This is a genomic window from Bradyrhizobium sp. USDA 4502 (assembly GCF_054063355.1).
Map to the genome: position 1 here is coordinate 1145995 of NZ_JBSSGF010000001.1, position 21703 is coordinate 1167697.

21 protein-coding genes are annotated in these 21703 nt (G+C 65.8%); 9 read left to right on the forward strand and 12 right to left on the reverse strand.

The genetic code is table 11. The features are described from left to right. Window positions 1-169: 169 nt before the first annotated feature. The 8 genes from ACVW1B_RS05135 to ACVW1B_RS05170 all read left to right on the forward strand — a co-directional run bounded on the left by ACVW1B_RS05135 (window position 170) and on the right by ACVW1B_RS05170 (window position 8421). Window positions 170-1609 carry a 6-hydroxynicotinate reductase gene (locus ACVW1B_RS05135; protein ID WP_253587491.1) on the forward strand — a complete coding sequence of 480 codons (1440 nt, stop codon included), beginning with the start codon at window positions 170-172 and terminating at the stop codon, window positions 1607-1609. Next, the gene (locus ACVW1B_RS05140; RefSeq protein ID WP_456821288.1) at window positions 1606-2514 is read left to right on the forward strand and encodes a UPF0280 family protein; all 909 of its coding nucleotides are present in this window, start codon (window positions 1606-1608) and stop codon (window positions 2512-2514) included. Before ACVW1B_RS05135 ends, ACVW1B_RS05140 begins: the two co-directional genes overlap by 4 nt. Window positions 2515-2530: 16 nt before the next feature. Next, complete coding sequence (locus ACVW1B_RS05145) at window positions 2531-3115, forward strand: amino acid synthesis family protein (protein WP_456781301.1); 585 nt, start codon at window positions 2531-2533, stop codon at window positions 3113-3115. Between the two features lie 28 nt (window positions 3116-3143). Beyond that, entirely contained in the window at window positions 3144-4358 is a 1215-nt protein-coding gene (locus ACVW1B_RS05150; RefSeq protein WP_456821289.1) for an ABC transporter substrate-binding protein, read from the forward strand. A gap of 214 nt (window positions 4359-4572) precedes the next feature. Next, the gene (locus ACVW1B_RS05155; protein WP_456821290.1) at window positions 4573-6462 is read left to right on the forward strand and encodes an ABC transporter permease; all 1890 of its coding nucleotides are present in this window, start codon (window positions 4573-4575) and stop codon (window positions 6460-6462) included. Further along, complete coding sequence (locus tag ACVW1B_RS05160; RefSeq protein ID WP_456781298.1) at window positions 6459-7250, forward strand: ABC transporter ATP-binding protein; 792 nt, start codon at window positions 6459-6461, stop codon at window positions 7248-7250. Before ACVW1B_RS05155 ends, ACVW1B_RS05160 begins: the two co-directional genes overlap by 4 nt. Further along, entirely contained in the window at window positions 7247-7951 is a 705-nt protein-coding gene (locus ACVW1B_RS05165; RefSeq protein ID WP_456781297.1) for an ABC transporter ATP-binding protein, read from the forward strand. Before ACVW1B_RS05160 ends, ACVW1B_RS05165 begins: the two co-directional genes overlap by 4 nt. 14 nt (window positions 7952-7965) lie before the next feature. Next, window positions 7966-8421 (forward strand): MarR family winged helix-turn-helix transcriptional regulator, encoded by a 456-nt coding sequence (locus tag ACVW1B_RS05170; RefSeq protein ID WP_229192287.1) that lies wholly within the window; start codon window positions 7966-7968, stop codon window positions 8419-8421. A 191-nt stretch (window positions 8422-8612) separates the two neighbouring features. On the opposite strand, the gene ACVW1B_RS05175 is transcribed toward ACVW1B_RS05170, so the two are convergent. The 3 genes from ACVW1B_RS05175 to ACVW1B_RS05185 form a co-directional block, all read right to left on the reverse strand. Further along, on the reverse strand, window positions 8613-9281 hold the full coding sequence (locus ACVW1B_RS05175; protein WP_456781296.1) for a hypothetical protein: 669 nt from the start codon (window positions 9279-9281) through the stop codon (window positions 8613-8615). Window positions 9282-9383: 102 nt separating this feature from the next. Then, entirely contained in the window at window positions 9384-10784 is a 1401-nt protein-coding gene (locus ACVW1B_RS05180; protein WP_076827078.1) for a selenium-binding protein SBP56-related protein, read from the reverse strand. A gap of 386 nt (window positions 10785-11170) precedes the next feature. Next, complete coding sequence (locus tag ACVW1B_RS05185) at window positions 11171-12367, reverse strand: amidohydrolase family protein (protein ID WP_076827077.1); 1197 nt, start codon at window positions 12365-12367, stop codon at window positions 11171-11173. Between the two features lie 146 nt (window positions 12368-12513). Between ACVW1B_RS05185 and ACVW1B_RS05190 the strand changes: the two genes are divergently transcribed. Next, complete coding sequence (locus tag ACVW1B_RS05190) at window positions 12514-13287, forward strand: ferredoxin--NADP reductase (RefSeq protein WP_018270450.1); 774 nt, start codon at window positions 12514-12516, stop codon at window positions 13285-13287. A 123-nt stretch (window positions 13288-13410) separates the two neighbouring features. Here the strand turns inward: ACVW1B_RS05190 and soxA are convergent, their stop codons facing one another. The 9 genes from soxA to ACVW1B_RS05235 all read right to left on the reverse strand — a co-directional run bounded on the left by soxA (window position 13411) and on the right by ACVW1B_RS05235 (window position 21670). Further along, window positions 13411-14184, reverse strand: a complete 774-nt coding sequence (gene soxA / locus ACVW1B_RS05195; RefSeq protein ID WP_456781294.1) for a sulfur oxidation c-type cytochrome SoxA — start codon at window positions 14182-14184, stop codon at window positions 13411-13413. Beyond that, entirely contained in the window at window positions 14181-14501 is a 321-nt protein-coding gene (gene soxZ, locus ACVW1B_RS05200) for a thiosulfate oxidation carrier complex protein SoxZ (RefSeq protein WP_076827071.1), read from the reverse strand. Before soxZ ends, soxA begins: the two co-directional genes overlap by 4 nt. Next, window positions 14501-14965 carry a SoxY-related AACIE arm protein gene (locus ACVW1B_RS05205; protein ID WP_456781293.1) on the reverse strand — a complete coding sequence of 155 codons (465 nt, stop codon included), beginning with the start codon at window positions 14963-14965 and terminating at the stop codon, window positions 14501-14503. The genes soxZ and ACVW1B_RS05205 overlap by 1 nt, the downstream gene beginning before the upstream one ends. A gap of 13 nt (window positions 14966-14978) precedes the next feature. Continuing rightward, window positions 14979-15407, reverse strand: coding sequence for a sulfur oxidation c-type cytochrome SoxX (gene soxX, locus ACVW1B_RS05210; RefSeq protein WP_456823002.1), 429 nt, complete (start codon window positions 15405-15407; stop codon window positions 14979-14981). Window positions 15408-15420: 13 nt separating this feature from the next. Continuing rightward, window positions 15421-16692: an FAD-dependent oxidoreductase gene (locus tag ACVW1B_RS05215; RefSeq protein ID WP_456821291.1), complete on the reverse strand. Its 1272-nt coding sequence runs from the start codon at window positions 16690-16692 to the stop codon at window positions 15421-15423. 57 nt (window positions 16693-16749) lie between these two features. After that, on the reverse strand, window positions 16750-18936 hold the full coding sequence (locus tag ACVW1B_RS05220; protein WP_456821292.1) for a molybdopterin cofactor-binding domain-containing protein: 2187 nt from the start codon (window positions 18934-18936) through the stop codon (window positions 16750-16752). A 10-nt stretch (window positions 18937-18946) separates the two neighbouring features. Continuing rightward, window positions 18947-19396, reverse strand: a complete 450-nt coding sequence (locus tag ACVW1B_RS05225) for a (2Fe-2S)-binding protein (RefSeq protein WP_016846497.1) — start codon at window positions 19394-19396, stop codon at window positions 18947-18949. 153 nt (window positions 19397-19549) lie between these two features. Next, window positions 19550-20947 (reverse strand): MFS transporter, encoded by a 1398-nt coding sequence (locus tag ACVW1B_RS05230; protein WP_076827063.1) that lies wholly within the window; start codon window positions 20945-20947, stop codon window positions 19550-19552. Between the two features lie 99 nt (window positions 20948-21046). Beyond that, window positions 21047-21670, reverse strand: coding sequence for a TetR/AcrR family transcriptional regulator (locus ACVW1B_RS05235; RefSeq protein ID WP_456821293.1), 624 nt, complete (start codon window positions 21668-21670; stop codon window positions 21047-21049). Window positions 21671-21703 lie beyond the last annotated feature (33 nt).

Here is a 21703-nt window from a genome sequence, read left to right on the forward strand (position 1 = left end):
GCGTGCCCGCTTTATGAACAGGGTGCGCACGCGAAGGGCACGGTTTGATTGCAAAGGCCGCTTGACAGGTCACGGGCTCGCGCGCAGGATCATTCGTATACGAACGATATGCATGGGAGGCGGAAGCGCAGTATGATCGACCGCCGCCACAAGTCCAGGCTTGGTCACGATGGCTGACACAATGACCGTCGCCGCCGGCGACAAGATCCGCTGCGATGCCTGTCCGGTGATGTGTTACATCAAGCCGGGCGCGGCCGGCGCCTGCGACCGCTATGCCAATCATGACGGCACGCTGGTGCGCGTCGATCCGCACGTCGTGCTGGAGCGCACCGTGTCGCATGGCGGCAAGCTGGTTCCGTTCCAGGTGAGCGGCGACTGGGACGGCAAGATCGTCCGCCAGCCCGAACTGTTCGTCACCGCGATCGGCGCAGGAACAACCTATCCGGATTACAAGCCGGCGCCCTTCATCGTGTCGTCGGAGGTCGACGGCGTCGACATGGTCACCGTGGTGACTGAAGGCATTTTCTCGTATTGCGGCGTCAAGGTGAAGATCGACACCGACCGCTACCTCGGCCCGGAAACCGCGACCGTGCGCTCGGACGGTGAGGCGGTCGGCCATGTCACGACCAGCGAATATGGCTCGCAGATGCTCTCGCTCGGCGGGGTGCATCATTTGACCGGCGGCTCCAAGAAGGAAGGCCGCGTCACCTGCGACACGCTGATGGATCTCTCCAACTGCAAGGCGGTCGAGTTGACCATCGACGGCGGCGCCACCGTCGTGGTGCAGGCCGGCAGGCCGCCGATCGTCAATGGTGTGGCAGAAGAGCGCATGCGGGTCGGCTGTGGCTCGGCGACGATCGGCATGTTCGCCAAGCAATGGCACGGCAAGGTCGATGAGGTCGTGGTGGTCGACGATCACATCACCGGCGTGCTCAGCGAGCACCAGGCCGGCAAGCTGCTCGACATCGCCGACACCGGGATCAAGATGAAGGGGCGGCGCTCGACGCCGGGCCGCTATTTCCAGGTCGCCGATCCCGGCACCGGATGGGGCGGCACCAACATCTCCGATCCGCTGTCGATCCTCGGCCCCTTCAATGCGAAGGAGGCGCGGCCGGGGCTCACCATGCTGATGGTCTCGACCACCGGCGAGCATGCGTCCTATTACGTGCTCGACGAGGCGTTGAAGCCGGTCGAGACCGAGATGCCCGCCGATCTCAGATTTTCGGTCGAGCGCATCCAGGAGAATTGCGAGCCGGCGCTGTGCACCGTGCTGTTCATGGGCGGCGCGGGCGGATCGTTGCGCGCCGGCGTCACCGATAATCCGGTGCGGCTGACCCGTTCGGTCAAGGACGCGCTGACGCGGGTGACCAGCGGCGGCGCGCCGGTCTATGTTTGGCCGGGCGGGGGCATTACCTACATGGTCGATGTCACGCAGATGCCGGCCGGTGCCTTCGGCTATGTGCCGACCCCGGCACTGGTGGCGCCGATTGAATTCACGATGCGCAGGTCCGATTATGCGGCGCTGGGCGGTCACATGGACTATGTCCGGCCGCTGTCGTCACTGCGGGACAGCGCTGAGGTCCGGCCGATGCCCGGGCGGCGCGCATGACTAGGCTTCCGCAAAACGCGCTTCTTCCTGACGGCAAGCGGCTGCATTTGCAGGATGGTCCGATTGATCTGGTCATCGAGGCGAAGGGCAGGGACGACGACGTCAGCGCCGCCTATCGAGCGGCGACCGAGCGCTTCACCGGTTTGCTCGACGAGCTATGCGCGGAACTCACCGAGCTGCGCAGTGCAGCCGATCCGAATCGTTGCGTGTTGAGAGGCGTGGTCGCGCGGCGCATGCATGCGGCGGTCGCGCCGTTTGCCGCCGATTGCTTCATCACGCCTATGGCAGCGGTCGCGGGCTCGGTCGCCGAGGAAGTTTTGGGCACGATGCTTGAGGCCGCGCCGCTCGACCGTGCCTATGTCAACAACGGCGGCGACATTGCCCTGCATCTCGGCGACGGCGAACAATTCACCGTCGGCCTGATGGACCGGCCGGACCGCCACGGCGTGATGCGCACCATGACGGTCGATGCCGAGACGCCGGTCCGCGGCATCGCGACCAGCGGCCGGCACGGCCGCAGCTTTTCGCTCGGTATCGCCGATGCCGTCACCGTGCTGGCGCGGACGGCGTCGCAAGCGGATGCCGCGGCGACGGTGATCGCCAATGCGGTCGATCTGCCCAATCATCCCGCGATCCTGCGCGTTGCGGCGAACGAGCTGCAGCCCGACAGCGACCTCGGCGCGCGGCTGGTGACCCGCGATGTCGGGCGGCTGGCGGAACACGAGGTTGAGCAGGCGCTCGAGGTGGGGGCGACGCGGGCGCGCGACCTCCTGATGTCGGGATTGATCGAGGGCGCGGCATTGCGTCTACTGGGCGAAACGCGGCTTGTCGGTGCAACTGGGATTGGGGCGCCGGCGTCGCACGCGTTTCAGGGACAAACGATAGAACACATGCTGCGGGCATGACTGGAAGCGAGGCAAGATGAGCGCCGTCATTCGCAAGATCGTCACCGTGGTCGAGGAGACCCATCTGGAGATGGGCAAGACCATCGCACCGCCGACAAGGCGGGCCGCCGCGATCGCCGTGATCGAAAACCCCTTTGCCGGCCGCTATGTCGAGGATCTGTCGCCGTTGATCGCGATCGGCGAGGAACTCGGCGAACTGCTCTCGAAGCGGGCCGTCGCCGCGCTCGGCATCGACGGCGCCAAGGTGCACAGCTACGGCAAGGCCGCCGCCGTCGGCGAGAATGGCGAGCTCGAGCATGCGGCAGCGATCCTGCATCCGAAGATGGGTGCGCCGGTGCGCAAGGTGCTGTCGAAGGGCGCGGCGCTGATCCCGTCGTCGAAGAAGCGCTCGGGGCCCGGCACCACGCTGGATATTCCGCTCGGGCACAAGGACGCGGCTTTCGTGCGCAGCCATTTCGACGGCATGGAGGTGCAGATCAACGACGCGCCGCGGGCCAACGAGATCATGGTCGCGGTCGCGGTGACCGACAGCGGACGGCCACTGCCGCGCGTCGGCGGGCTGACGGTCGGCGAGATCAAGGGCGAAGACGGATTGCGATAATCTCTTTGAAGAAAAACTGGAGGACGGGATGCGTGGTTATTTCGTAGGGGCGGGATTGGCGATCGCGGTCGCGAGCATGGCAACGAGCGCCATGACAACGCAGGCCTTGGCGCAGAGCGAAATCAAGATCGGCGAGATCAACAGTTACTCGCTGCTGCCGGCGTTCACCGAGCCCTATCGCAAGGGCTGGCAGCTCGCGGTGGAAGAGATCAATGCCGCCGGCGGCATTGGCGGCAAGAAGCTCGTTGTCGTTTCCAAGGACGACGGCGGCAAGCCGGCGGATGCGCAGACCGCGGCGAACGAGCTGGTGTCGAGCGAGAACGTCGCGATGCTCACCGGCACGTTCCTCTCCAATATCGGCCTTGCGGTTTCTGACTTCGCCAACCAGAAGAAGGTGTTTTTCCTTGCGGCTGAGCCTTTGACCGACGCGATCACGTGGTCGAAAGGCAACCGCTACACGTTCCGCCTGCGTCCGTCGAACTACATGCAGGCGGCAATGCTGGTGGAAGAAGCCGCAAAACTGCCTGCAAAACGCTGGGCGACGATCGCGCCGAACTATGAATACGGCCAGTCGGCGGTCGCGGTGTTCAAGAAGCTGATGTCGGCGAAACGGCCTGACATCCAGTGGGTCGACGAGCAGTGGCCGCCACAGGGCAAGATCGACGCCGGCCCAGTGGTGCAGGCGGTTGCCGCGGCGAACCCGGAAGCGATCCTCAACGTCACCTTCGGCGCCGACCTCGTCAAGCTCGTGCGCGAAGGCAACACCCGCGGCCTGTTCAAGGGCCGCACCGTGGTGAGCTTCCTGACCGGCGAGCCGGAATACCTCGATCCGCTGAAGGACGAGACGCCGGAAGGCTGGATCGTCACCGGCTATCCCTGGTACGCGATCAAGACGCCGGAACATGACGCGTTCCTGAAGGCCTACCAGGCCAAGTACAACGACTATCCGCGGCTCGGCTCGATCGTCGGCTACCAGACCATCAAGGCGGCGGCGGCGATCCTTGCCAAGGCCGGCTCGAGTGATCCGGAGAAGCTGATCGCGGCGGCGGAAGGCATCTCGATGCCGTCGCCATTCGGCGAGATCACCTTCCGCAAGATCGATCACCAGTCGACGCTGGGCGCCTTCACCGGCAAGACCGCGCTGAAGGACGGCAAGGGCATCATGGTCGACACCGCCTATCGCAAGGGGGCGGACTATCTGCCCAGCGATGCCGAGATCGAGAAGCTGCGGCCGAAGGATTGATTTTTTTCTTCTCCCTCGCCCCGCTCTTGCGGGGAGAGACTTGAACTTCTCCCTCTCCCCGTTCTTACGGGGAGAGGGTTGGGGTGAGGGGCTATTTCCGCGAACGAGCGCGCGGAGAGTCCCCCTCACCCGAATTCAAGCTGGCGCTTGAATTCGACCTCTCCCCGCAGGCGGGGCGAGGTGAGGTGAACGGAAACTCCAACGCGGACCGCCCATGGCCTTCTATGTCGTCCAGTTCCTGACCGGTCTTGCCAGCGCGGCGTCGCTGTTCCTGGTCGCTTCGGGTCTGTCGATCATCTTCGGCGTGACGCGGATCGTGAATTTCGCGCATGGCGCGTTCTATATGCTCGGCGCCTATGTCGCCTTTACCCTGACCGAGCGCTTTTCCGGCGCGCTCGGCTTCTGGGGCAGCATCGTCGTTGCGGCGCTGGCGGTTGCTGCGATCGGCGTGCTGGTCGAGATGGTGCTGCTGCGCCGGATCTACCATTCGCCGGAGCTGTTCCAGTTGCTCGCCACCTTCGGCCTGACGCTGATGGTCGAGGATCTCGTGGTGCTGATCTGGGGCCCGGACGATCTGGTCGGCCGCCGCGCGCCCGGCTTCAAGGGCGCGATCGATTTCTTCGGCCAGAATATTCCGAGCTATGACCTGTTCCTGATCGTGCTCGGGCCGGTCGTGCTCGGCGTGCTCTGGCTGTTGTTCCAGCGCACCCGCTGGGGCGTGCTGGTGCGCGCGGCGACGCAGGACCGCGACATGGTGGCTGCGCTCGGCGTCAATCAGAAATGGCTGTTCACCAGCGTGTTCGCGCTCGGCGTCTTCCTCGCCGCGCTCGGCGGCGCGCTGCAGATCCCGCGCGATGCGGTCAATCACGCGATGGATTTGCGCGTCATCGTCGAGGTCTTCGTCGTGGTGGTGATCGGCGGCCTCGGCAGCATCATCGGCGCCTTCGTCGCGGCGGTGCTGGTGTCGGAGCTCAACGCCTTCGGCATCCTGATCTTTCCGAAGATCTCCATCATCCTGGTGTTCCTGGTGATGGCGGTGGTGCTGATCGTCCGGCCGTGGGGGCTGTTCGGCAAGCCGGAGGCGCCGGCACGGCGCACGCCGGGGCTGACCGTCAATCCGTGGCGGCCGCTGACGATGAACGAGCGGTTCGCCGCGATTGCCATGCTCATCGTTGCCGCCGCGCTGCCGTTCGTCGCCGGCAATTATTTGCTCACGGTCGGCTCGGAGATCGCGATCTTCGTGATTTTCGCGGTCAGCCTGCACTTCCTGATGTCGGTCGGCGGGCTCGCCTCGTTCGGCCACGCGGCCTATTTCGGGCTCGGCGCCTATGGCGTGGCGCTGCTCGCCAAGATGGCCGGCCTGCCGATGATTGCCTGCCTGCTGCTCGGGCCGCTGCTCGGGCTCCTCGGCGCCGCCGTATTCGGCTTCTTCGCGGTGCAGCTCTCCGGGGTCTATTTCGCGATGCTGACCTTGGCCTTTGCCCAGATCGTCTGGTCGATCGCGTTCCAGTGGGTGTCGGTCACCGGCGGCGACAACGGCATCCTCGGGGTCTGGCCGGAAAAATGGGCTGCGAGCCCGTCGCATTTCTACTGGCTGTCGCTCGGCATCGCCGCGCTCGCGGTGGTGATCCTCCGCATCATCGTGTTCTCGCCGTTCGGCTTTGCGCTGCGCGCGACGCGCGATTCGCCGCTCCGCAGCGAATCCATCGGCATCGACGGCAAACGCATCCAGTGGACCGCCTTCGTGATCGCGGGCACGGTCGCCGGCCTTGCCGGCGCGCTGTTCGCCTATCTCAAGGGCAGCGTGTTCCCCGACAATATGGGCATCTCGCTGTCGGTCGATGCGCTGGTCATGGTGCTGCTCGGGGGTGTCGAGACGGTGTCGGGTGCGGTGGTCGGCGCCATCGTCTACAAGGCGCTAAATATCTGGCTGGTCAGCCAGACCGATCTTTCCAAGCTGGTGCTCGGCGGCTTCGTCGTGCTGATCGTGGTCGCGTTCCCGAAGGGCATCGTCGGCACGCTCGAAGCCTTCATGCATCGCCGGCGCAAATCCTCGTCGTCGGTATCGCCCTTGCTGACCTCCCGCATCGAGAGCGCCGAATGAGCATGGTTCCCACATTGCTGTCGGTTGAGGGGCTGACCAAATCCTATGGCGGCGTGCATGCCGTGCGCGGCGTCTCCTTCGAACTGCGCGCCGGCGAGATTTTGGCGCTGATCGGGCCGAACGGCGCAGGCAAGAGCACCTGCTTCGACATGCTCAACGGCCAGAACATTCCCGATAGCGGCCGCATCCGCGTGCTGGGCGCGGAGACCACCGGCAAGAAGCCGCGCGTGATCTGGCGCATGGGCGTCGGCCGCACCTTTCAGATCGCGGCGACATTCCCCACCATGACGGTACGCGAAAACGTGCAGGTCGCGCTGGTCTCGCATGGCGGGCAATTGTTCAACCTGTGGGCCTCGACCGCCCGCCACGCGCGCGACGAGGCGGGGCGGCTGCTCGATCTGGTCGGCATGGGTGCCTATGCGGAGCGGCCCTGCGGCGAGCTCGCCTATGGCGACGTCAAGCGGCTCGAGCTTGCGATCGCGCTCGCCAACCAGCCGAAGCTGCTCTTGATGGACGAGCCGACCGCCGGCATGGCGCCGCGCGAGCGCGTCGAGCTGATGCGGCTGACGGCTCGGATCGCGCGCGAGCAGTCGATCGGCGTGCTGTTCACCGAGCACGACATGGACGTGGTGTTCGAGCATGCCGACCGCATCCTGGTGCTGAACCGCGGCCTCCTGATCGCCGAAGGCTCGCCCGAAGAGGTGCGCGGCAATGCCCAGGTGCGGGCGATCTATCTCGGCGAGGGCCTCGTCTATGACGCCCGGCACCGCGAGGGGGCATCGGCATGAAGCTGACGGTGAAGGATCTCAACAGCTTCTACGGCCCGGCGCATATCCTGTTCGACATCGCGCTCGAGGTCGGCGAGGGCGAAGTGGTTGCCCTGCTCGGGCGCAACGGCGCCGGCAAATCGACCACGTTCCGCTCCATCGTCGGCCTGGTCCAGAACCGCTCCGGCCGCGTCATGTTCGAGGGCCGGGACGTCTCGGATCTGCCGACGCACGCGATTGTGCGCGGCGGGCTCGGCTACGTCCCGGAGGAGCGGCGCATCTTCACGGATCTGACGGTCGAGGAGAATCTCGAGGTCGGCCGCCAGCCGAGGCGGGCAGGCGCGCCGCAATGGGATCGCGAAAAACTGTTCAAGCTGTTCCCGAACCTCGGCGAGATGCGCGGCCGGCCCGGCGGGCGCATGAGCGGCGGCGAGCAGCAGATGCTGACGATCGCGCGCACGCTGATGGGCAATCCGTCGCTGGTGCTGCTCGATGAGCCCTCGGAGGGGCTGTCGCCGAAAATCGTCGAGCAGATGGTCGATGCGATCCTGGCGATGAAGAAAGAGGGCGTCAGCATCGTCGTCTCCGAGCAGAATTTGCATTTCGCCCGGCTGATCTCGGATCGCGCCTATATCATCGAGCGCGGCCGGATCTGTTTCGGCGGCACCATGGCGGAGCTCGATGCGCGTCCGGATATCCGGGACGCGCATCTGTCGCTGTAAGGGCGGAGTGGACGATGGCGAGGAGTGCGGCACCGAAGCGAAACGGGAAAGCGACCAGGCCGGGATATGTGCTGGACGAGCAGATCGGCTTCATCCTGCGCCAGGTGTCGCAGCGCCACGCCGTGATCTTCGCCCGAGAGATCGGCATCAATCTGACGCCGACTCAGTGGGCGGCGCTGTCGAAGCTGTCCGAGGTCGGCGCCTGCTCGCAGAACCAGCTCGGGCGGCTGACGTCGATGGACGTCGCGACCATCAAGGGCGTGATCGATCGCCTGACCGCGCGCGGCCTGACCGAGACCTCGCCGGATCCCGACGATGGCCGCCGCCTGCTGGTGAGTCTGACGCGCGCCGGCCAGCAGATGGCCGACAAGGCCGCACCCAATGCGCTGGTGATCTCCAGGGAGACGCTGGCGCCGCTCGATGCCAAGGAGCGCGAGACGCTGATCGCGCTGCTCGGCAGGCTGCGGTGACGCAATCTATCACCGTCACCCTGAGGAGCCGCGCGCAGCGTGGCGTCTCGAAGGGTCGACGGCCCCGACTTCTGCCGTGGGCCGTTCACCCTTCGAGGCACGCTTGCGCGTGCACCTCAGGGTGACGGGTCGCCGCTACTACTTCGTGCGATCTCCAGCGTCTTACCTACGGGCAGCGTGCCGCGCCCGCACTACGTCGCAAGAGCAAGCACCAGCGCGACGACACCCACCAGCACCAGGCTGAGCGCCCAAACCGTGTCCAGATTGAACCAGCTCCGGGATACGAATTTCAGGCCGAGGTAGCGGTAGACCAGCCACGCCAGGCATCCGCCGGCGGCGATCATCGCGCCGGCATGGACGATGGAGACCAGCACGGCCATCGTGAGACTGGTGTCGATCAGGCTGTTGGCGGCCGCATGGCCTTGGTCCGCTTCAGCCTCGCGGCACAGCCCCAGATAGATCGGCACCAGCATCAGCGCCGCGCCATGCGCGATCGCCACCGCGAACGACCACAAAGCGAGTTGCGTCGGCGGTATCCGGACCAGGGCCCGCGGATGGCGCCGGTCGATCAGCCGGTAGACACCGAACAAGATGACGAGCAGGCTCGCGCCGATCCGGATCGTGCGCTGCCATTCGACGAGGGTGATCAAGAGCGCGAACGGAAGGATCACCAGCAGCATCGCCAGCAAATGACCGATCGCGAGCGGGCCAAGCGCGGTCAGCAGCGCGCGCGAGCTCCTCTGCATCAATCCCGCGGAAACCGCGAGCGGCCAGCCCATGCCCGGGTTGATCCCGTGGTAGAGGCCGCTCGCGATGACCGCCAGCCACAGCCAGGCCGGAGTCCAGTCGGCCGGGCTCACGTCAGGGCCCTTTCCGTTCCGATCGAATCGGAACGGGCTCTGGATTCTTGTTTTGACGCGTTTTCTTCACGCGAACCGGTACCCACTTCGCTCGAAAACGCTCTAGACCGACGGATAGCAGAAGGAGTCGGTGGAGCAGTCACCGCCATCGAGCCGGATCTGGTGCGCCCGGTAGCCGTCGGGGAAGCTGACCCAGTAGTCCTTCGCCAGTTCGAGCCCACCGCCCGGGCTTGCATTCGCCATCACCTCGGCGCCGGGAATGCCTTGCGGATAGAACTGGTCGTCCCAGGTCGAGTAGAGCGAATTGGTCCAGTACACCCGCTTGCCGTCGCGGCTGATCTCGACCATCTGCGGCCCGCCGGCAAAAGCCTGTCCGTTCGGGTGAGGCGCGCGATGAACGATGCCGCCGATGCGGACCGATCCGGCGAGCTTCGGCTTGCGCGGATCGCTGACGTCGTATTGGCGCATCTCGCCGGTGCCCCAGCAGGCGACGTAGAGAAACTTGTCGTCCATCGACAAGTCGATATCGGTCACCAGCGGAGGTACGGCGCCGAAACCCTGCAACAGCGGCGGCAGCTGGTCCTTCGATGCGGGCTCGGGCGGGATCGTCACCGTCTTCTCGATGTGAAACTTGCCGCCCTCGCGCCACCAGGTCCAGATCGAACCCTCGAGGTTCGTGGTATCGACCACGACGCCAACGAAGCCGTGTTCGCGAACCGGATCGTGCGCCGGACGCACCTCCAGCGCCATCTGATGATTGGCGCCGAGGTCGATGGTCTGGACATTGCGTCGGGCGCGCAGGTCCCAGAAATGCAGCCGATGGCCGTATTTGTTCGACAGCAGGTCTTCCGGCACGATGCCGTTCTCGAACTGCGGCGGCAAGGCCCACTCGCTGCTCACCATGTAGTCGCGTGGCAGATTCCACCAGAAGTCATAATGCTTGGTCTGCGGCCCACGATCGATCTCCCACCGGCCGAGCACCTCGAATGTCTCGCAGTCCATGATGAAGATGCCGGGCGGCCCGTCGGTGCCGTCCTTGCCGCTCCCGCCGAGCGTGCTGACATAGATGCCCTCCGGCCCGCAGTGGATGGTGTGCGGCCGCGAGTAGCCGGTCTTCTTGAAGATTTCCTCGGGCTCGATGATCTTGTGGATCTTCGCTTGCGTCGGGTCCGGCTTGGTGTCGACGATATAGATCCGGGAGGATCGCATGCCGGGGATGATGAGGTAGCGACGCTCGAGGAAGGCGTGTCCGGCCAGCGGGGACAGCGCCGACGAGCAGGCGTTCCAGCCGAAATGGTGGAACTCGTCGCCCTTGTTGGGCATCGTCACCGTGTGGACGATCTTGCTGTAGGTCGGAGAGCCGGGCTTGACGTCGATCACCGCGAGCGCGTCCGGCTTTGAAAAATCCGGGCTGAGCAGCACGGTGTAGGCAAAGCTCTCGGCCGGCGCTTCCATCGCGAGCTTCGGCGACGCGTGGAACGTAGGATCTGGCCTCATCGTCATCGGCTGCCTCCTGATTGCCTGGTGTAGATCAACACGGCATGGCGGCACGCAGCAGCAAGAACTATCCGGATCGAAAATGCCTCTTGCGAGTGCCGCCGGCTAAGGTTCGCTTGCGGTCAGGATACACCGCAACGGTGACCGGTGAAAACAAGGTTCGGTTACGCAGGCGGCGCGGCAAAGCCGCGCGCCGCCGGGCGCGCGATCTGGCAGCCCGCTCAAGGGGTTGAGCAAACACCTATCCAGCACGATCACCCTGAGAGCAAGTGAATGTATGACTGACGAGTGGCACCAAACGCTCAGTGTCGTCCCGGCCTTCGCCGGGGCGACACCGGATATGTTGCACCGCTGTTCACCCCGTCACCGCCGCGCAACGGCCTTGGTGCACGTCACTTCGCCACCACCTCCGGCACCTTGCCCGCGGGCGGCGTGTTGCGGCTGCGCTGGGTGCGGACGATGCCGTCGATGATGGTCATGCCGATGCCCGGGAGATCGCCGAGCTGAACGCTCTCCAGGATGTTCTTGCCCGGTGAATGCTGCGCCTTGTCCATCAGCACGAAATCGGCCGAGCGGCCGACCTCGATCAGGCCGCAATCGAGCTCGCGCATCCGCGCGGTGTTGCCGGTCGCCAGGCAGAACGCCAGCTCGGCCGGGAGCTCGCCGAGCGAGGACAAGAGCGAGACCATCCGCAAGATGCCGAGCGGCTGCACGCCGGAGCCGGCGGGCGCGTCGGTGCCGAGGATGACGCGGTGCAAATCGCCCATCTCGCGCGCGGTGCGCAGCGTGAACAGCGCCGAGCGCTCATTGCCGTTATGCACCAGCTCGAGCCCGCGCTTGCAGCCCTCGCAGATGCAGCGGATCTGGTCGTCGGGCAGGGCGGTGTGGCCGCCATTGATATGACCGACCACGTCGGTGTCGGCCTCCAGCACCACGTCCTTGTCGATCAGGCCGGAGCCCGGGATCGACGGGCCGCCGGTGTGGATCGTGCTCTGAATGCCGTACTTGCGCGCCCAGCCGACCATCTTGCGCGCGGTCGGTCCATCCTTGACGCCGCCGAGCCCGACCTCTCCGAGCAGCTTGACGCCGGCGGCGGCCATTTCCTTGAAGTCGTCCTCCACCATCTCGCATTCGATCACGGGCGCGCCGGCATGCACCTTCACGCCGCCCGGTCGCAGCGTCCAGAACGCGCGCTGTGCGAAGATCGCCATCGCCTTCAACCCGACGACGTCGCGCGGACGCCCGGGCATGTGCACCTCGCCGGCGGAGATCATGGTGGTGACGCCGCCATGCAGGTAGCTGTCGATCCAGTTGATCTGGTTCTGCCGCGGCGTCCAGTCGCCGGCGACCGGGTGGACGTGGCTGTCGATCAGGCCGGGCGCGACCGTCGTGCCATTGGCATCGACGATGGTGGTGGCGCCTTCGGTGTCGACATCCTTGAGGCGGCCGATCGCAGTGATCTTGCCGTTCTCGGCGACGATGGTATCGGCATCCAGGATCGGCTTCTCCAGGGCCCCCGACAGCAACAGCCCGATATTGCGGATCACCAGCTTGCTCGGACCGGTCGCCTGGGGTGCATCGTGCGCCATGGTTTTTCCTTTTGGTTCAACGCCTTCGCCGGCCATTGTGCCCGTGGCTTGACGGCCGGATCAAGCTGGATTATTCATTTGTATACGAACGATCGTGTACAAATGATTTTGCCGCCAATCCGGCCCGCGCGTCAAGGAAACTGACGATGAGCAATTTCAACCAGGAAAGCGTCCTCAGCGTTCACCACTGGACCGATACGCTGTTCTCCTTCAAGACCACGCGCAATCCGTCGTTCCGCTTCCGCAACGGCGAGTTCACCATGATCGGGCTCAAGGTCGGCGAGAAGCCGCTGCTGCGGGCCTACAGCGTCGCCAGCGCGAATTACGAGGACACGCTGGAGTTCTTCTCGATCAAGGTTCCGGACGGCCCGCTGACCTCGCGCCTCCAGCACCTCAAGGAAGGCGACGAGATCATCGTCAGCCGCAAGGCCACCGGCACGCTGGTCATCGACAATCTCGAGGACGGCCGCAACCTCTATCTGGTCGGCACCGGCACCGGCCTCGCGCCGTTCCTCAGCGTGATCAAGGATCCCGAGACCTATGACCGGTTCGAGAAGGTCGTGCTGCTGCACGGCTGCCGCCGCGTCAAGGAGCTCGCCTATGGCGAGATGATCACCGAGAAGCTGCCGCAGGACGAACTGATCGGCGAATTGGTGCGCGACCAGCTGATCTACTACCCGACCGTGACGCGCGATCCGTTCCGCAACCGCGGCCGCATCACCGACCTCATCACCTCGGGCAAGCTGTTCACCGACATCGGCCTGCCGGCGCTCGATGCCGCCCATGACCGCGTCATGATCTGCGGCTCGCCGGCGCTGGTCGCCGACACCCGCACGCTGCTGAATGGCCGCGGCTTCGTCGAGGGTAATCACGGCGAGCCCGCGCAGTTTGTGGTGGAGAAGGCGTTCGCCGAGCGCTGAAGCTCGGCACGCATCTCGCCGTCATTGCGAGCGAAGCGAAGCAATCCATTGCTACCCAGCGCGCGGAGGGATGGATTGCTTCGTCGCTCCGCTCCTCGCAATGACGCGGATGGAGCTGTGTGGTCAAGGCCTGACCGCCGGCGTCTCGACCGGCATGCCGCGCGCCCGCGACATCAGATAGAGCTCGAGCTCGACCAGCTCGGGCGAGCCGTAATCATAAGCCTGCGCGCGGATGCCGGTGATGCAGGCGCGCAGCCGTCGCTGCAGCGATCCGAGCGCCTGCCATTCCAGCCGGTACAGCGGATAGCCGGTCGGCTGCCCTTGCGTGATCGCGCTGCCCGCGAGCTTCTTGTCCCAATTATCATCGTGGCAATTGGTGCAGCCGAGATTGAGCTGACCCTGCCGCTGCATGAACAGCGCGTGGCCCTGTTCGACGAACGGCGCGAGCTCCGGATCGTCGCCGGCCGTAATCGGCATGCCGCGCGATTGCCGTGCGACATAGGCGGTCAGCGCCAGCAGCTCGCGGCTTTCATAGGCGAAAGGTGAGGCCTGCTGGTGGTTGGTCCGGCAGAGGTTGATCCGTTCCTCGAGGTCGACCGGCTTTTGCAGCGCCTTGTCGAAGGCCGGATAGTGCGCCGCGACGCCCTTCATGCTGACGCGGGCGTCGTTGTGGCAGTCGGCGCAGGCCTTGTTGGCGGTGCCGGCCTTGCGCGTCCACAAGGCCTCGCCGTCGAGCACGGACAGCATGCCGGGATTGGCGGTGTCCTCGTCCTGCATCGCCTTGCTGTCGGCGCTCATGAAGCTGTAGCCGGAGCGGCGTTCGGATCGCGGAATCTCGGTCGCGAGCGCGGCGCCCGCCATCGCCGTCAGCAGCGCGATGCAGACCGCAATCCTCATTCGACCGTGATCGAAGCCTGCGCGGTCTCCGAAAACCCTTTGTCGCCGATCCATTCGAATTCGAACTTGCCGCTCTCGGTCACCGTGGTGAAGAAGGTGATGAACGGATTGGCCGCGATCGCAGGATAAAGATCGGCGCGGAACACTTCCTTGCCGTTGAAGCGGCAAGTGAAGCTCGTGATGATGTCGCGCGGCACCACGCTGCCCGAGGCCGTGTGGCGGTAGCCGGTCTCCATGATGTGCGACATCAGCGTCTTGATCTCGATGACGCTGCCGCGCTTGGCCTTGGCCGGGACATTGATCAGGGCCGACGGCATCAGATCGCCTCCTCGGTGCAGGCAGCGAGCGTCACCACGACGTCGGCGGTTGCTGACCAGAACGTGTCGTCGGACAGCCGCGCGATGGCGATGACCTTCTGGCTGTCGGCGAGGCGGATGCGGGTCGATACCTGGGCGCGCCCGGCGCGCGGCCCGAGATGGAAATTGCCGATGTTCGGCTGCGGGTTCTTCTCGTCGAAGACGTGGATGCTCTTCACATACTCGTCCGCCGTCATCGGGCTGGTGACGCTGACCGTCATCGGCACCGTGTTGCCGTTCTCGACCAGCGGCGGAATGTCGAGCTTGACCTTGCCGGTGTGCACATCGGCCTCGCCGACGACATTGCGGATCGCGGCCGACAGCATCGCCGGCGTCGCGTCCACGGGGCGCACGATCACCAGCGCGGCGGCGCCGCCAGTCAGGCTCAGAAACGTCCGGCGTGTGGTGTGGTCCGAATTCGCCATCGATTGATTGGTCCTAGTTCCGCAGTGTCGTCAAGTAAGCCACGAGATCCTCGATCTGCTCCGCCGACAGGATCGGCTTGCCGCGCCACGAGGTGCCGACCCGCACGAGCCCTTCGACCCGATAGTAGGACGGCATGATCGTCGCCGCGTTGAGATGCGACGCATCGACCAGGCGGAGCCGCAACTGTCCTTCCGACCAGCGGCTGCCGCTTCCGGCAAGGTTCGGCGCGAGGTCGCCCTGGAACGCCTGCTGGGGAAATGGGCCGCTGTGACAGAGGATGCAAGTGGAGGAACGCTCGACGATCAGCGCGCGGCCGCGCGCCACATCGCCCCTGGTTCCCGTCAGCGAGGCCGGAATCGCATCGCCCACGACGGTGTAGGATCGCAGCTCCTCGGCGCCGACGGGCCAGCTGGCCGCGAACAGTCCCGCGGCGAGAAGCATTGTGAGGGCGAGCCTAGCCAAAGGCATCTCCCGTGATCCTCTTGAACCAGTCGAGCGCCTGATTTGCCTCGCGCTGGCGCACCTCGTGCGGCGCATCGACCGGGCTCATGGTGATCTCCGCCTCGGCGTACTGATCTTCCTTCGGCTGATAGATGCCCTTCAGCGAGAAGGCGTAGCCCGGCGCGACCGTGTTGTAGCAGGCACCATCCAGCCGCGGCGTCTCCGGCGCCTTGCCGGCAAGCGCGCTCACGATCGCGGCCGCGCAGGCGCGGCCTTGCGCTGCCGCCGCGGAGGCGGATTTCGGGATGCCGCCGGCGATCGCGGCATCACCGATGACGTGGATGTTGGGCACGAGCCTTGAAGCAAAGGTGACGGGATCGATCGGGCACCAGCCGGTGTGGTCGGCTGCTCCGGCGATGTCAGCGATGCGGCCGGCCCTTTGCGGCGGGATCACATTGGCGACCGCGGCGGTGTAATTGCCGAAGTCGGTGACGATCTCGTTGGTCGCCGGATCGACCGACGTCACCCGTCCGCCCTGCGACAGCGCGATCCGTTCGATCATGCCGGGATAGAGCTCCGTCCAGGCCTTCTCGAACAGCTTCTGCTGCGAGTAATTGTCCTTGGCGTCGAGCACCAGGATCTTCGACTTCGGCTTGTTCGTCTTCAGATAATGCGCGATCAGGCTGGCGCGCTCGTAAGGGGCGGGCGGACAGCGCAGCGGCGCAGCCGGCACCTCGATCACGACGAGGCCGCCATCGTCCATGGCTTCAAGCTGCTTGCGCAGCAGCATGGTTTGCTCGCCGGCCTTCCAGGCGTGCGGCATCTTCTCGGCCGCTGCCTCGTCATAGCCGGAGAGGGCGTCGAAGCGCATGTCGATGCCGGGGGCCAGCACCAGCCGGTCATAGGACAGCGTTGTCCCATCAGCGAGCGCGATGCTGCGCGCCTGCGCGTCGACCTTCGTCGCCGCCTGTGCGGCAATCGTGATGCCGTCGGCCGCAACCTTGTCATAGGTGAATTGCTGCGCGGCAAGCTCGCGCAGCCCTGCGATCACCTCGTTGCTGAACGGGCAGGCGGTGAAAGTTTTGTTCGGCTCGATCAACGTGACCTGAAGCTTGGTGTCGAGCCGCCGCAGCGCCCGCGCGCAGGCCGCGCCGCCGAAGCCGCCGCCGATCACCGCGATGCGCGGCGCCGCCTGCGCCAACGCCGGACGCGCCAAGGCGGCCGCTGCGACGGCAGCGGCGCCACGGATCACATCCCTGCGCGTCTGATGACGCGTGACGGCCATGCACGAGAATCCGAAAAAAGGAGGCGGCGGCCGGTCGGGCCGCCCCTTCCGGTTTGATCAGGCGAAGCTGATGTTCTGGTTGCGCAGCGGGAAGCTGCGGATGCGCTTTCCCGTCGCGGCGAAATAGGCGTTCAGCACCGCCGGCGCCGCAACGCCGATGGTCGGCTCGCCGACGCCGCCCCAGAATCCGCCGCTCGGCACCATCACCGATTCCACCTTCGGCATCTCGTTGATGCGCATCGAGTTGTAGGTGTCGAAATTGGTCTGCTCGATGCGGCCGTCCTTCACGGTGCAGCCGCCGTAGAACAGCGCGCTGAGGCCGTAGACGAAGGAGCCCGCGATCTGCCGCTCGACCTGCGCCGGGTTGACGACATAGCCGGGATCGGTGGAGGCGACGATGCGATGCACCTTGACCTTGCTGCCGTCGGTCACCGAGATCTCGGCGGCGCCGGCAACATAGCTGCCATAGCCCATTACCTGCGCGATGCCGCGATAGACGCCCTGCGGCGCCGGCGTGCCCCAGCCGATCTTCTCGGCCACGGCGTTGAGCACGGCGAGATGCTTGGGGTGCTTGCCCATCAGCTTGCGGCGGAATTCGAGCGGGTCCTGCCCGACCGCCAGCGCCAGCTCGTCCATGAAGCATTCCATGTAGATCGCGTTGTGATTGACGTTGACGCCGCGCCAGAAGCCCGGTGGAACGTGCGGGTTGCGCATCGAATGCTCGACCAGCAGGTTAGGCACCGAATAGCCGATCGCGGCCTCGCCGGCTTGCGCGACGCCCTGGAACGCGGCGGGGTCCATGCCGTTCTGCAGCGCTTCCGGGCGCACCGAGAACAGGATGGATTGACCCGACAGCCGGTAGTGCAGCGCGACCAGGTTGTTGTCGGCATCGAACGCACCGGTCAGCTTGCACTGCGTGATCGGGTGATACTTGCCGTGCTGCATGTCCTCTTCGCGCGACCACAGCAGCTTGATCGGCGTGCCCGGCATCTGCTTGGCGATCGCCACCGCCTGCCGCACATAGTCGGTCATGCCGCGCCGGCCGAAGCCGCCGCCGAGCATCAGCTTGTGCACGTCGACCTTCTCCGCCGGCAGGCCGGAGGCCTCGAGCGCCGCGGCGAAGGCCGCCTCGCCATTCTGCGTGCCGCACCACACCTCGCATTTGTCAGGCGTATAGAGCACGGTGGCGTTCATCGGCTCCATCGTGGCGTGGTTCTGGTAGGGATAGCTGTAGACCGCCTCGACCTTCTTGGCAGCGCTGGCGATCGCCGCCTTGGCGTCGCCGTTCTGGTTGCCGACATAGGCCGGCTGCGCATTGTCGAGGCCTTCGGCGAGCCATGTCGCGATCGTCTCGCTGGAGACCTTGGCGTTGGGGCCTTCGTCCCAGACGATCGGCAGCGCATCCAGCGCGGTCTTGGCGTGCCACCAGGTGTCGGCGACGACGGCAACCGCGCTGTCGCCGACCTGCACCACCTTCTTGACGCCTTTCATGCCGGCGACCTTGGCCTCGCCAAAGCTCTTCACCTTGCCGCCGAACACCGGGCAATCCTTGATCGCGGCGTTCAGCATGCCCGGCAGCTTGACGTCGATGCCGTAGACCATCTTGCCGGTGGTCTTGTCGACGGTGTCGAGCCGCTTCAGGCCCTTGCCGGCGATAGTCCAGTCCTTCGGGTCCTTCAGCTTGACGTCGGCCGGCGGCTCGAGCTTGGCGGCGGCTTCCGCGACCTTGCCGTAGGTCGTGGTCTTGCCCGTGGGCGTGTGGGTGATGACGCTGTTGACGGCCTTGCATTCCGAGGCCGGCACCTTCCACTCGTTGGCTGCCGCCTGGATCAGCATCACGCGCGCGGTGGCGCCGCCCTTGCGGACATAGTCCTGCGAGGTGCGGATGCCGCGGCTGCCACCGGTCGAGAAGTCGCCCCAGGCGCGCTTGCGGGCGACGCTCTGGCCGGGCGTCGGATATTCTGTCGTGACCTTCGACCAGTCGCATTCCAGTTCTTCGGCGACGAGCTGGGCGAGGCCGGTGAGCGTGCCCTGGCCCATTTCGGAGCGGGCGATGCGGATCACCACGGTGTCGTCGGGCCGGATCACGACCCAGGCGTTGACTTCAGGCGCGCCGTCGGCCGCGCGCACCACGGCGGGGCCGCCGAACGGCAGGTCGAGGCCGAGCGCGAGGCCGGCGCCGGCGGTTGCGGTGCCGATCACAAAGGCGCGGCGATTCAGTTTTGGCATGACGTGCTGGTTCATCGCTGCGTCCCTATGCGTTCGCGGCAGCATGGATCGCCTCGCGCACCTGCTGGAAGGTGCCGCAGCGGCAGATATTGGTGATGGCGTCGTTGATGTCGTCGTCGGTCGGCTTCGGATTGTCCTTCAAGAGCGCCGCGACGGCCATGATCATGCCGCTCTGGCAATAGCCGCATTGCGGCACGTCGCTGGCGATCCAGGCGAGCTGCACCTTGTGCATCACGCCGCCCGCCGCGAGACCCTCGATCGTGGTGATTTCCTTGCCGGCCGCTTCGCTCACCGTGACGCCGCAGGAGCGCATCGCGACGCCGTCGATATGCACGGTGCAGGCGCCGCATTGGGCGATGCCGCAGCCGTATTTGGTCCCTGTGAGTCCGACGTTCTCTCTGATTGCCCACAACAGTGGCGTATCGTCCTCGACGTCTACAGTGATTGTCTTGCCGTTAATTTTGAGGTTTGCCATCGCGATCCCCTGAATGGTCCGATCCTCCGACCGGACTGCAGTGCGATGTTGGCCTTGAAACTGGAACGGTTCAAATCAAGAAAATGCGCTCGCAGCGCGAAAGAAAGTTGATGCTGTGGTGTTTGGCCGCGGACTGTGCGCGCCGCATACCTGTCATGACTTTTGCGGTGAAGCGACCGCCAAACGCAGGAAGCTCATGACGCTGCCGAGCGCGGCAAATCCGGCACCCAGCGCCAGCGCCACGGTGGCGCCCTCGCGGTCGGCCAGCGCGAAGCAGAGCGCGGCGAGGGCGGCGCCGGTGGTCTGCCCGGTCAGCCGCGCGGTCGCGACGATGCCGCTGGCGCTGCCGCTGCGATGCGACGGCGCGCTCGACATGATCGCCTTCATGTTGGGAGTCTGGAAGAAGCCGAAGCCGATGCCGCAGATCATCGTGCGCCAGACGATGTTGGCGACGCTGGGCTCGGCCGGCAGGGTCGCGAGCAGCACCATGCCAAGTCCGAGCAGCAGCATGCCGATGCCGCCGAGGATGCCGGCCGGATAGCGGTCCGACAGCCGGCCGCCGATCGGCGCCATGAAGGCGACCACCAGCGGCCAGGGCGTCATGAAGAAGCCGGTCTCGACCTGCGAGCGGTGCAATATGTCCTCGAAGTAGAACGGCAGCGACACGAAGGCGAGGCCCTGCACAGCGAACGAGCAGACGGCGGTCGCGGCGGACAGCGCGAAGATCGGCCGCCGGAACAGGTCGATCGGCAGCATCGGCGCCGGATGGTCGGCATGCCGCCGGGTCAGGATCCATCCGAACAGGACGGCGCCGACAAGCTCGGCGATGACAAGCGCCGGCGCGGCCTTGTGCGCGGCGCTGCCGATGCCGATGATGAAGAGGCCGAGACAGGCGCAGGCCAGCGCCGCGCCTGCGAAATCGAAGGCGTGGGTGGCGCGCGGCGTCGTCGGCAGCGTCTTCATGCCGATCAGCAACGCGACGACGCCGAACGGAATATTGACGGCGAACAGCCAGGGCCATGGGCCGAGCGCGAGGATTCCGGAGGCGATGGTCGGCCCCAGCGTGAAGGCGGTCGCGACCACGAGCGCATTGTGGCCGAAGCCGCGGCCGTGCATCCGGCTCGGATAGACGAAGCGCACCAGCGCTGTGTTGACGCTCATCAGGCCGCTGGCGCCGAGCCCCTGCAAGGTGCGCGCAACCAGCAGACTCGGCAGCGACCACGCCAGGGCACAGCCGAGTGACGCCAATGTGAACAGCAGAAGGCCGCCGAGATAGATTCGCTGGTGGCCGACGATCTCGCCGAGCGCGCCGAGCGGCAGCAGCGTCGCGACCAGCGCGATCTGATAGACGTTGACGACCCAGACCACTTCCGCAGGGCTGACATGCAGATCGCTCGCAATCGCCGGCAGCGCGATATTGGCGATCGCGGTATCGAGCGAGGCCATCGCCAGCGCCGTGAAGATCGCGGCCACCGCCCAGCGGCGGCGTTCCCAAGGCAACCCATCGGTGATCGGCGCCGTTGCCGCGGTGGTCGGGGTCTTCTCGAGCATGCCTGAAATGTCTCCGCGACCGCCATGTACTACGCCGGCATCCCGTTCCCCAGCCGCGCCATTGCATGATGCGTATGCGAAGCGGCCTTGCCGGAAGCGTCAAAAGTCCGGCCGCGGACCGAACAGATATCCCTCGATGGCGCGCAGTACCCGCCGGGTGGCCGCAGCCTGCGAGAGGTCGTTTTGAAGCGCGTGGTCGACCATGGCGCGGCTGATCACGATCAGATCCTCGATGGCGTCATCGTCGACTGGCCTTGCGATCTCACGACGATGCCGCGCCAGCAGGGCGGCGACCAGCTCCTTCAATTCGCCGGCCGCTGACGTGCCCGATGACGCCGCGCGCAGGCGATCCTCCTCGGCCTCCAGAATGCGATTGAGCCCGGCCCGCTCGGCATGCGCCTCGAACTGGGCCCGAACGATCAGGTTGAGCGATGCCGTCAGGCTCTTGCCCTCGGATGCCGCGACCGCATCCCGTACTTTCGCCAGCAGCGCGTCCTCGAATCTGGCGATCAATGCCAGCGTCAGCGCGTCCTTGTTCGGGAAGTACTGGTACACCGAGCCGACGCTGATCCCGCCGCACTCGGCGACCGCATTGGTGTTGTAGCCCTCGAGCCCGCCCGCTTCCAAAACGCGAGCCGCCGCTTCCAGAATCACCGCCACGGTTTCCCGCGAACGCTGCTGAAGCGGCTGTTTGCGGGCCTTTATGCGCCGCTTCGGCGGCATGGCGGGCGTCTCCCAAAACGCGAGTTGTGGAAT

What these genes read in the sequence shown, in the direction of transcription:
- ACVW1B_RS05135 (WP_253587491.1), top strand. Translation starts at nt 170, where the DNA reads ATGGCTGACACAATGACCGTCGCCGCCGGCGACAAGATCCGCTGCGAT.
- ACVW1B_RS05140 (WP_456821288.1), top strand. Translation starts at nt 1,606, where the DNA reads ATGACTAGGCTTCCGCAAAACGCGCTTCTTCCTGACGGCAAGCGGCTG.
- ACVW1B_RS05145 (WP_456781301.1), top strand. Translation starts at nt 2,531, where the DNA reads ATGAGCGCCGTCATTCGCAAGATCGTCACCGTGGTCGAGGAGACCCAT.
- ACVW1B_RS05150 (WP_456821289.1), top strand. Translation starts at nt 3,144, where the DNA reads ATGCGTGGTTATTTCGTAGGGGCGGGATTGGCGATCGCGGTCGCGAGC.
- ACVW1B_RS05155 (WP_456821290.1), top strand. Translation starts at nt 4,573, where the DNA reads ATGGCCTTCTATGTCGTCCAGTTCCTGACCGGTCTTGCCAGCGCGGCG.
- ACVW1B_RS05160 (WP_456781298.1), top strand. Translation starts at nt 6,459, where the DNA reads ATGAGCATGGTTCCCACATTGCTGTCGGTTGAGGGGCTGACCAAATCC.
- ACVW1B_RS05165 (WP_456781297.1), top strand. Translation starts at nt 7,247, where the DNA reads ATGAAGCTGACGGTGAAGGATCTCAACAGCTTCTACGGCCCGGCGCAT.
- ACVW1B_RS05170 (WP_229192287.1), top strand. Translation starts at nt 7,966, where the DNA reads ATGGCGAGGAGTGCGGCACCGAAGCGAAACGGGAAAGCGACCAGGCCG.
- ACVW1B_RS05180 (WP_076827078.1), bottom strand. Translation starts at nt 10,784, where the DNA reads ATGACGATGAGGCCAGATCCTACGTTCCACGCGTCGCCGAAGCTCGCG.
- ACVW1B_RS05185 (WP_076827077.1), bottom strand. Translation starts at nt 12,367, where the DNA reads ATGGCGCACGATGCACCCCAGGCGACCGGTCCGAGCAAGCTGGTGATC.
- ACVW1B_RS05190 (WP_018270450.1), top strand. Translation starts at nt 12,514, where the DNA reads ATGAGCAATTTCAACCAGGAAAGCGTCCTCAGCGTTCACCACTGGACC.
- soxA (WP_456781294.1), bottom strand. Translation starts at nt 14,184, where the DNA reads ATGAGGATTGCGGTCTGCATCGCGCTGCTGACGGCGATGGCGGGCGCC.
- soxZ (WP_076827071.1), bottom strand. Translation starts at nt 14,501, where the DNA reads ATGCCGTCGGCCCTGATCAATGTCCCGGCCAAGGCCAAGCGCGGCAGC.
- ACVW1B_RS05205 (WP_456781293.1), bottom strand. Translation starts at nt 14,965, where the DNA reads ATGGCGAATTCGGACCACACCACACGCCGGACGTTTCTGAGCCTGACT.
- soxX (WP_456823002.1), bottom strand. Translation starts at nt 15,407, where the DNA reads ATGCTTCTCGCCGCGGGACTGTTCGCGGCCAGCTGGCCCGTCGGCGCC.
- ACVW1B_RS05215 (WP_456821291.1), bottom strand. Translation starts at nt 16,692, where the DNA reads ATGGCCGTCACGCGTCATCAGACGCGCAGGGATGTGATCCGTGGCGCC.
- ACVW1B_RS05220 (WP_456821292.1), bottom strand. Translation starts at nt 18,936, where the DNA reads ATGAACCAGCACGTCATGCCAAAACTGAATCGCCGCGCCTTTGTGATC.
- ACVW1B_RS05225 (WP_016846497.1), bottom strand. Translation starts at nt 19,396, where the DNA reads ATGGCAAACCTCAAAATTAACGGCAAGACAATCACTGTAGACGTCGAG.
- ACVW1B_RS05230 (WP_076827063.1), bottom strand. Translation starts at nt 20,947, where the DNA reads ATGCTCGAGAAGACCCCGACCACCGCGGCAACGGCGCCGATCACCGAT.
- ACVW1B_RS05235 (WP_456821293.1), bottom strand. Translation starts at nt 21,670, where the DNA reads ATGCCGCCGAAGCGGCGCATAAAGGCCCGCAAACAGCCGCTTCAGCAG.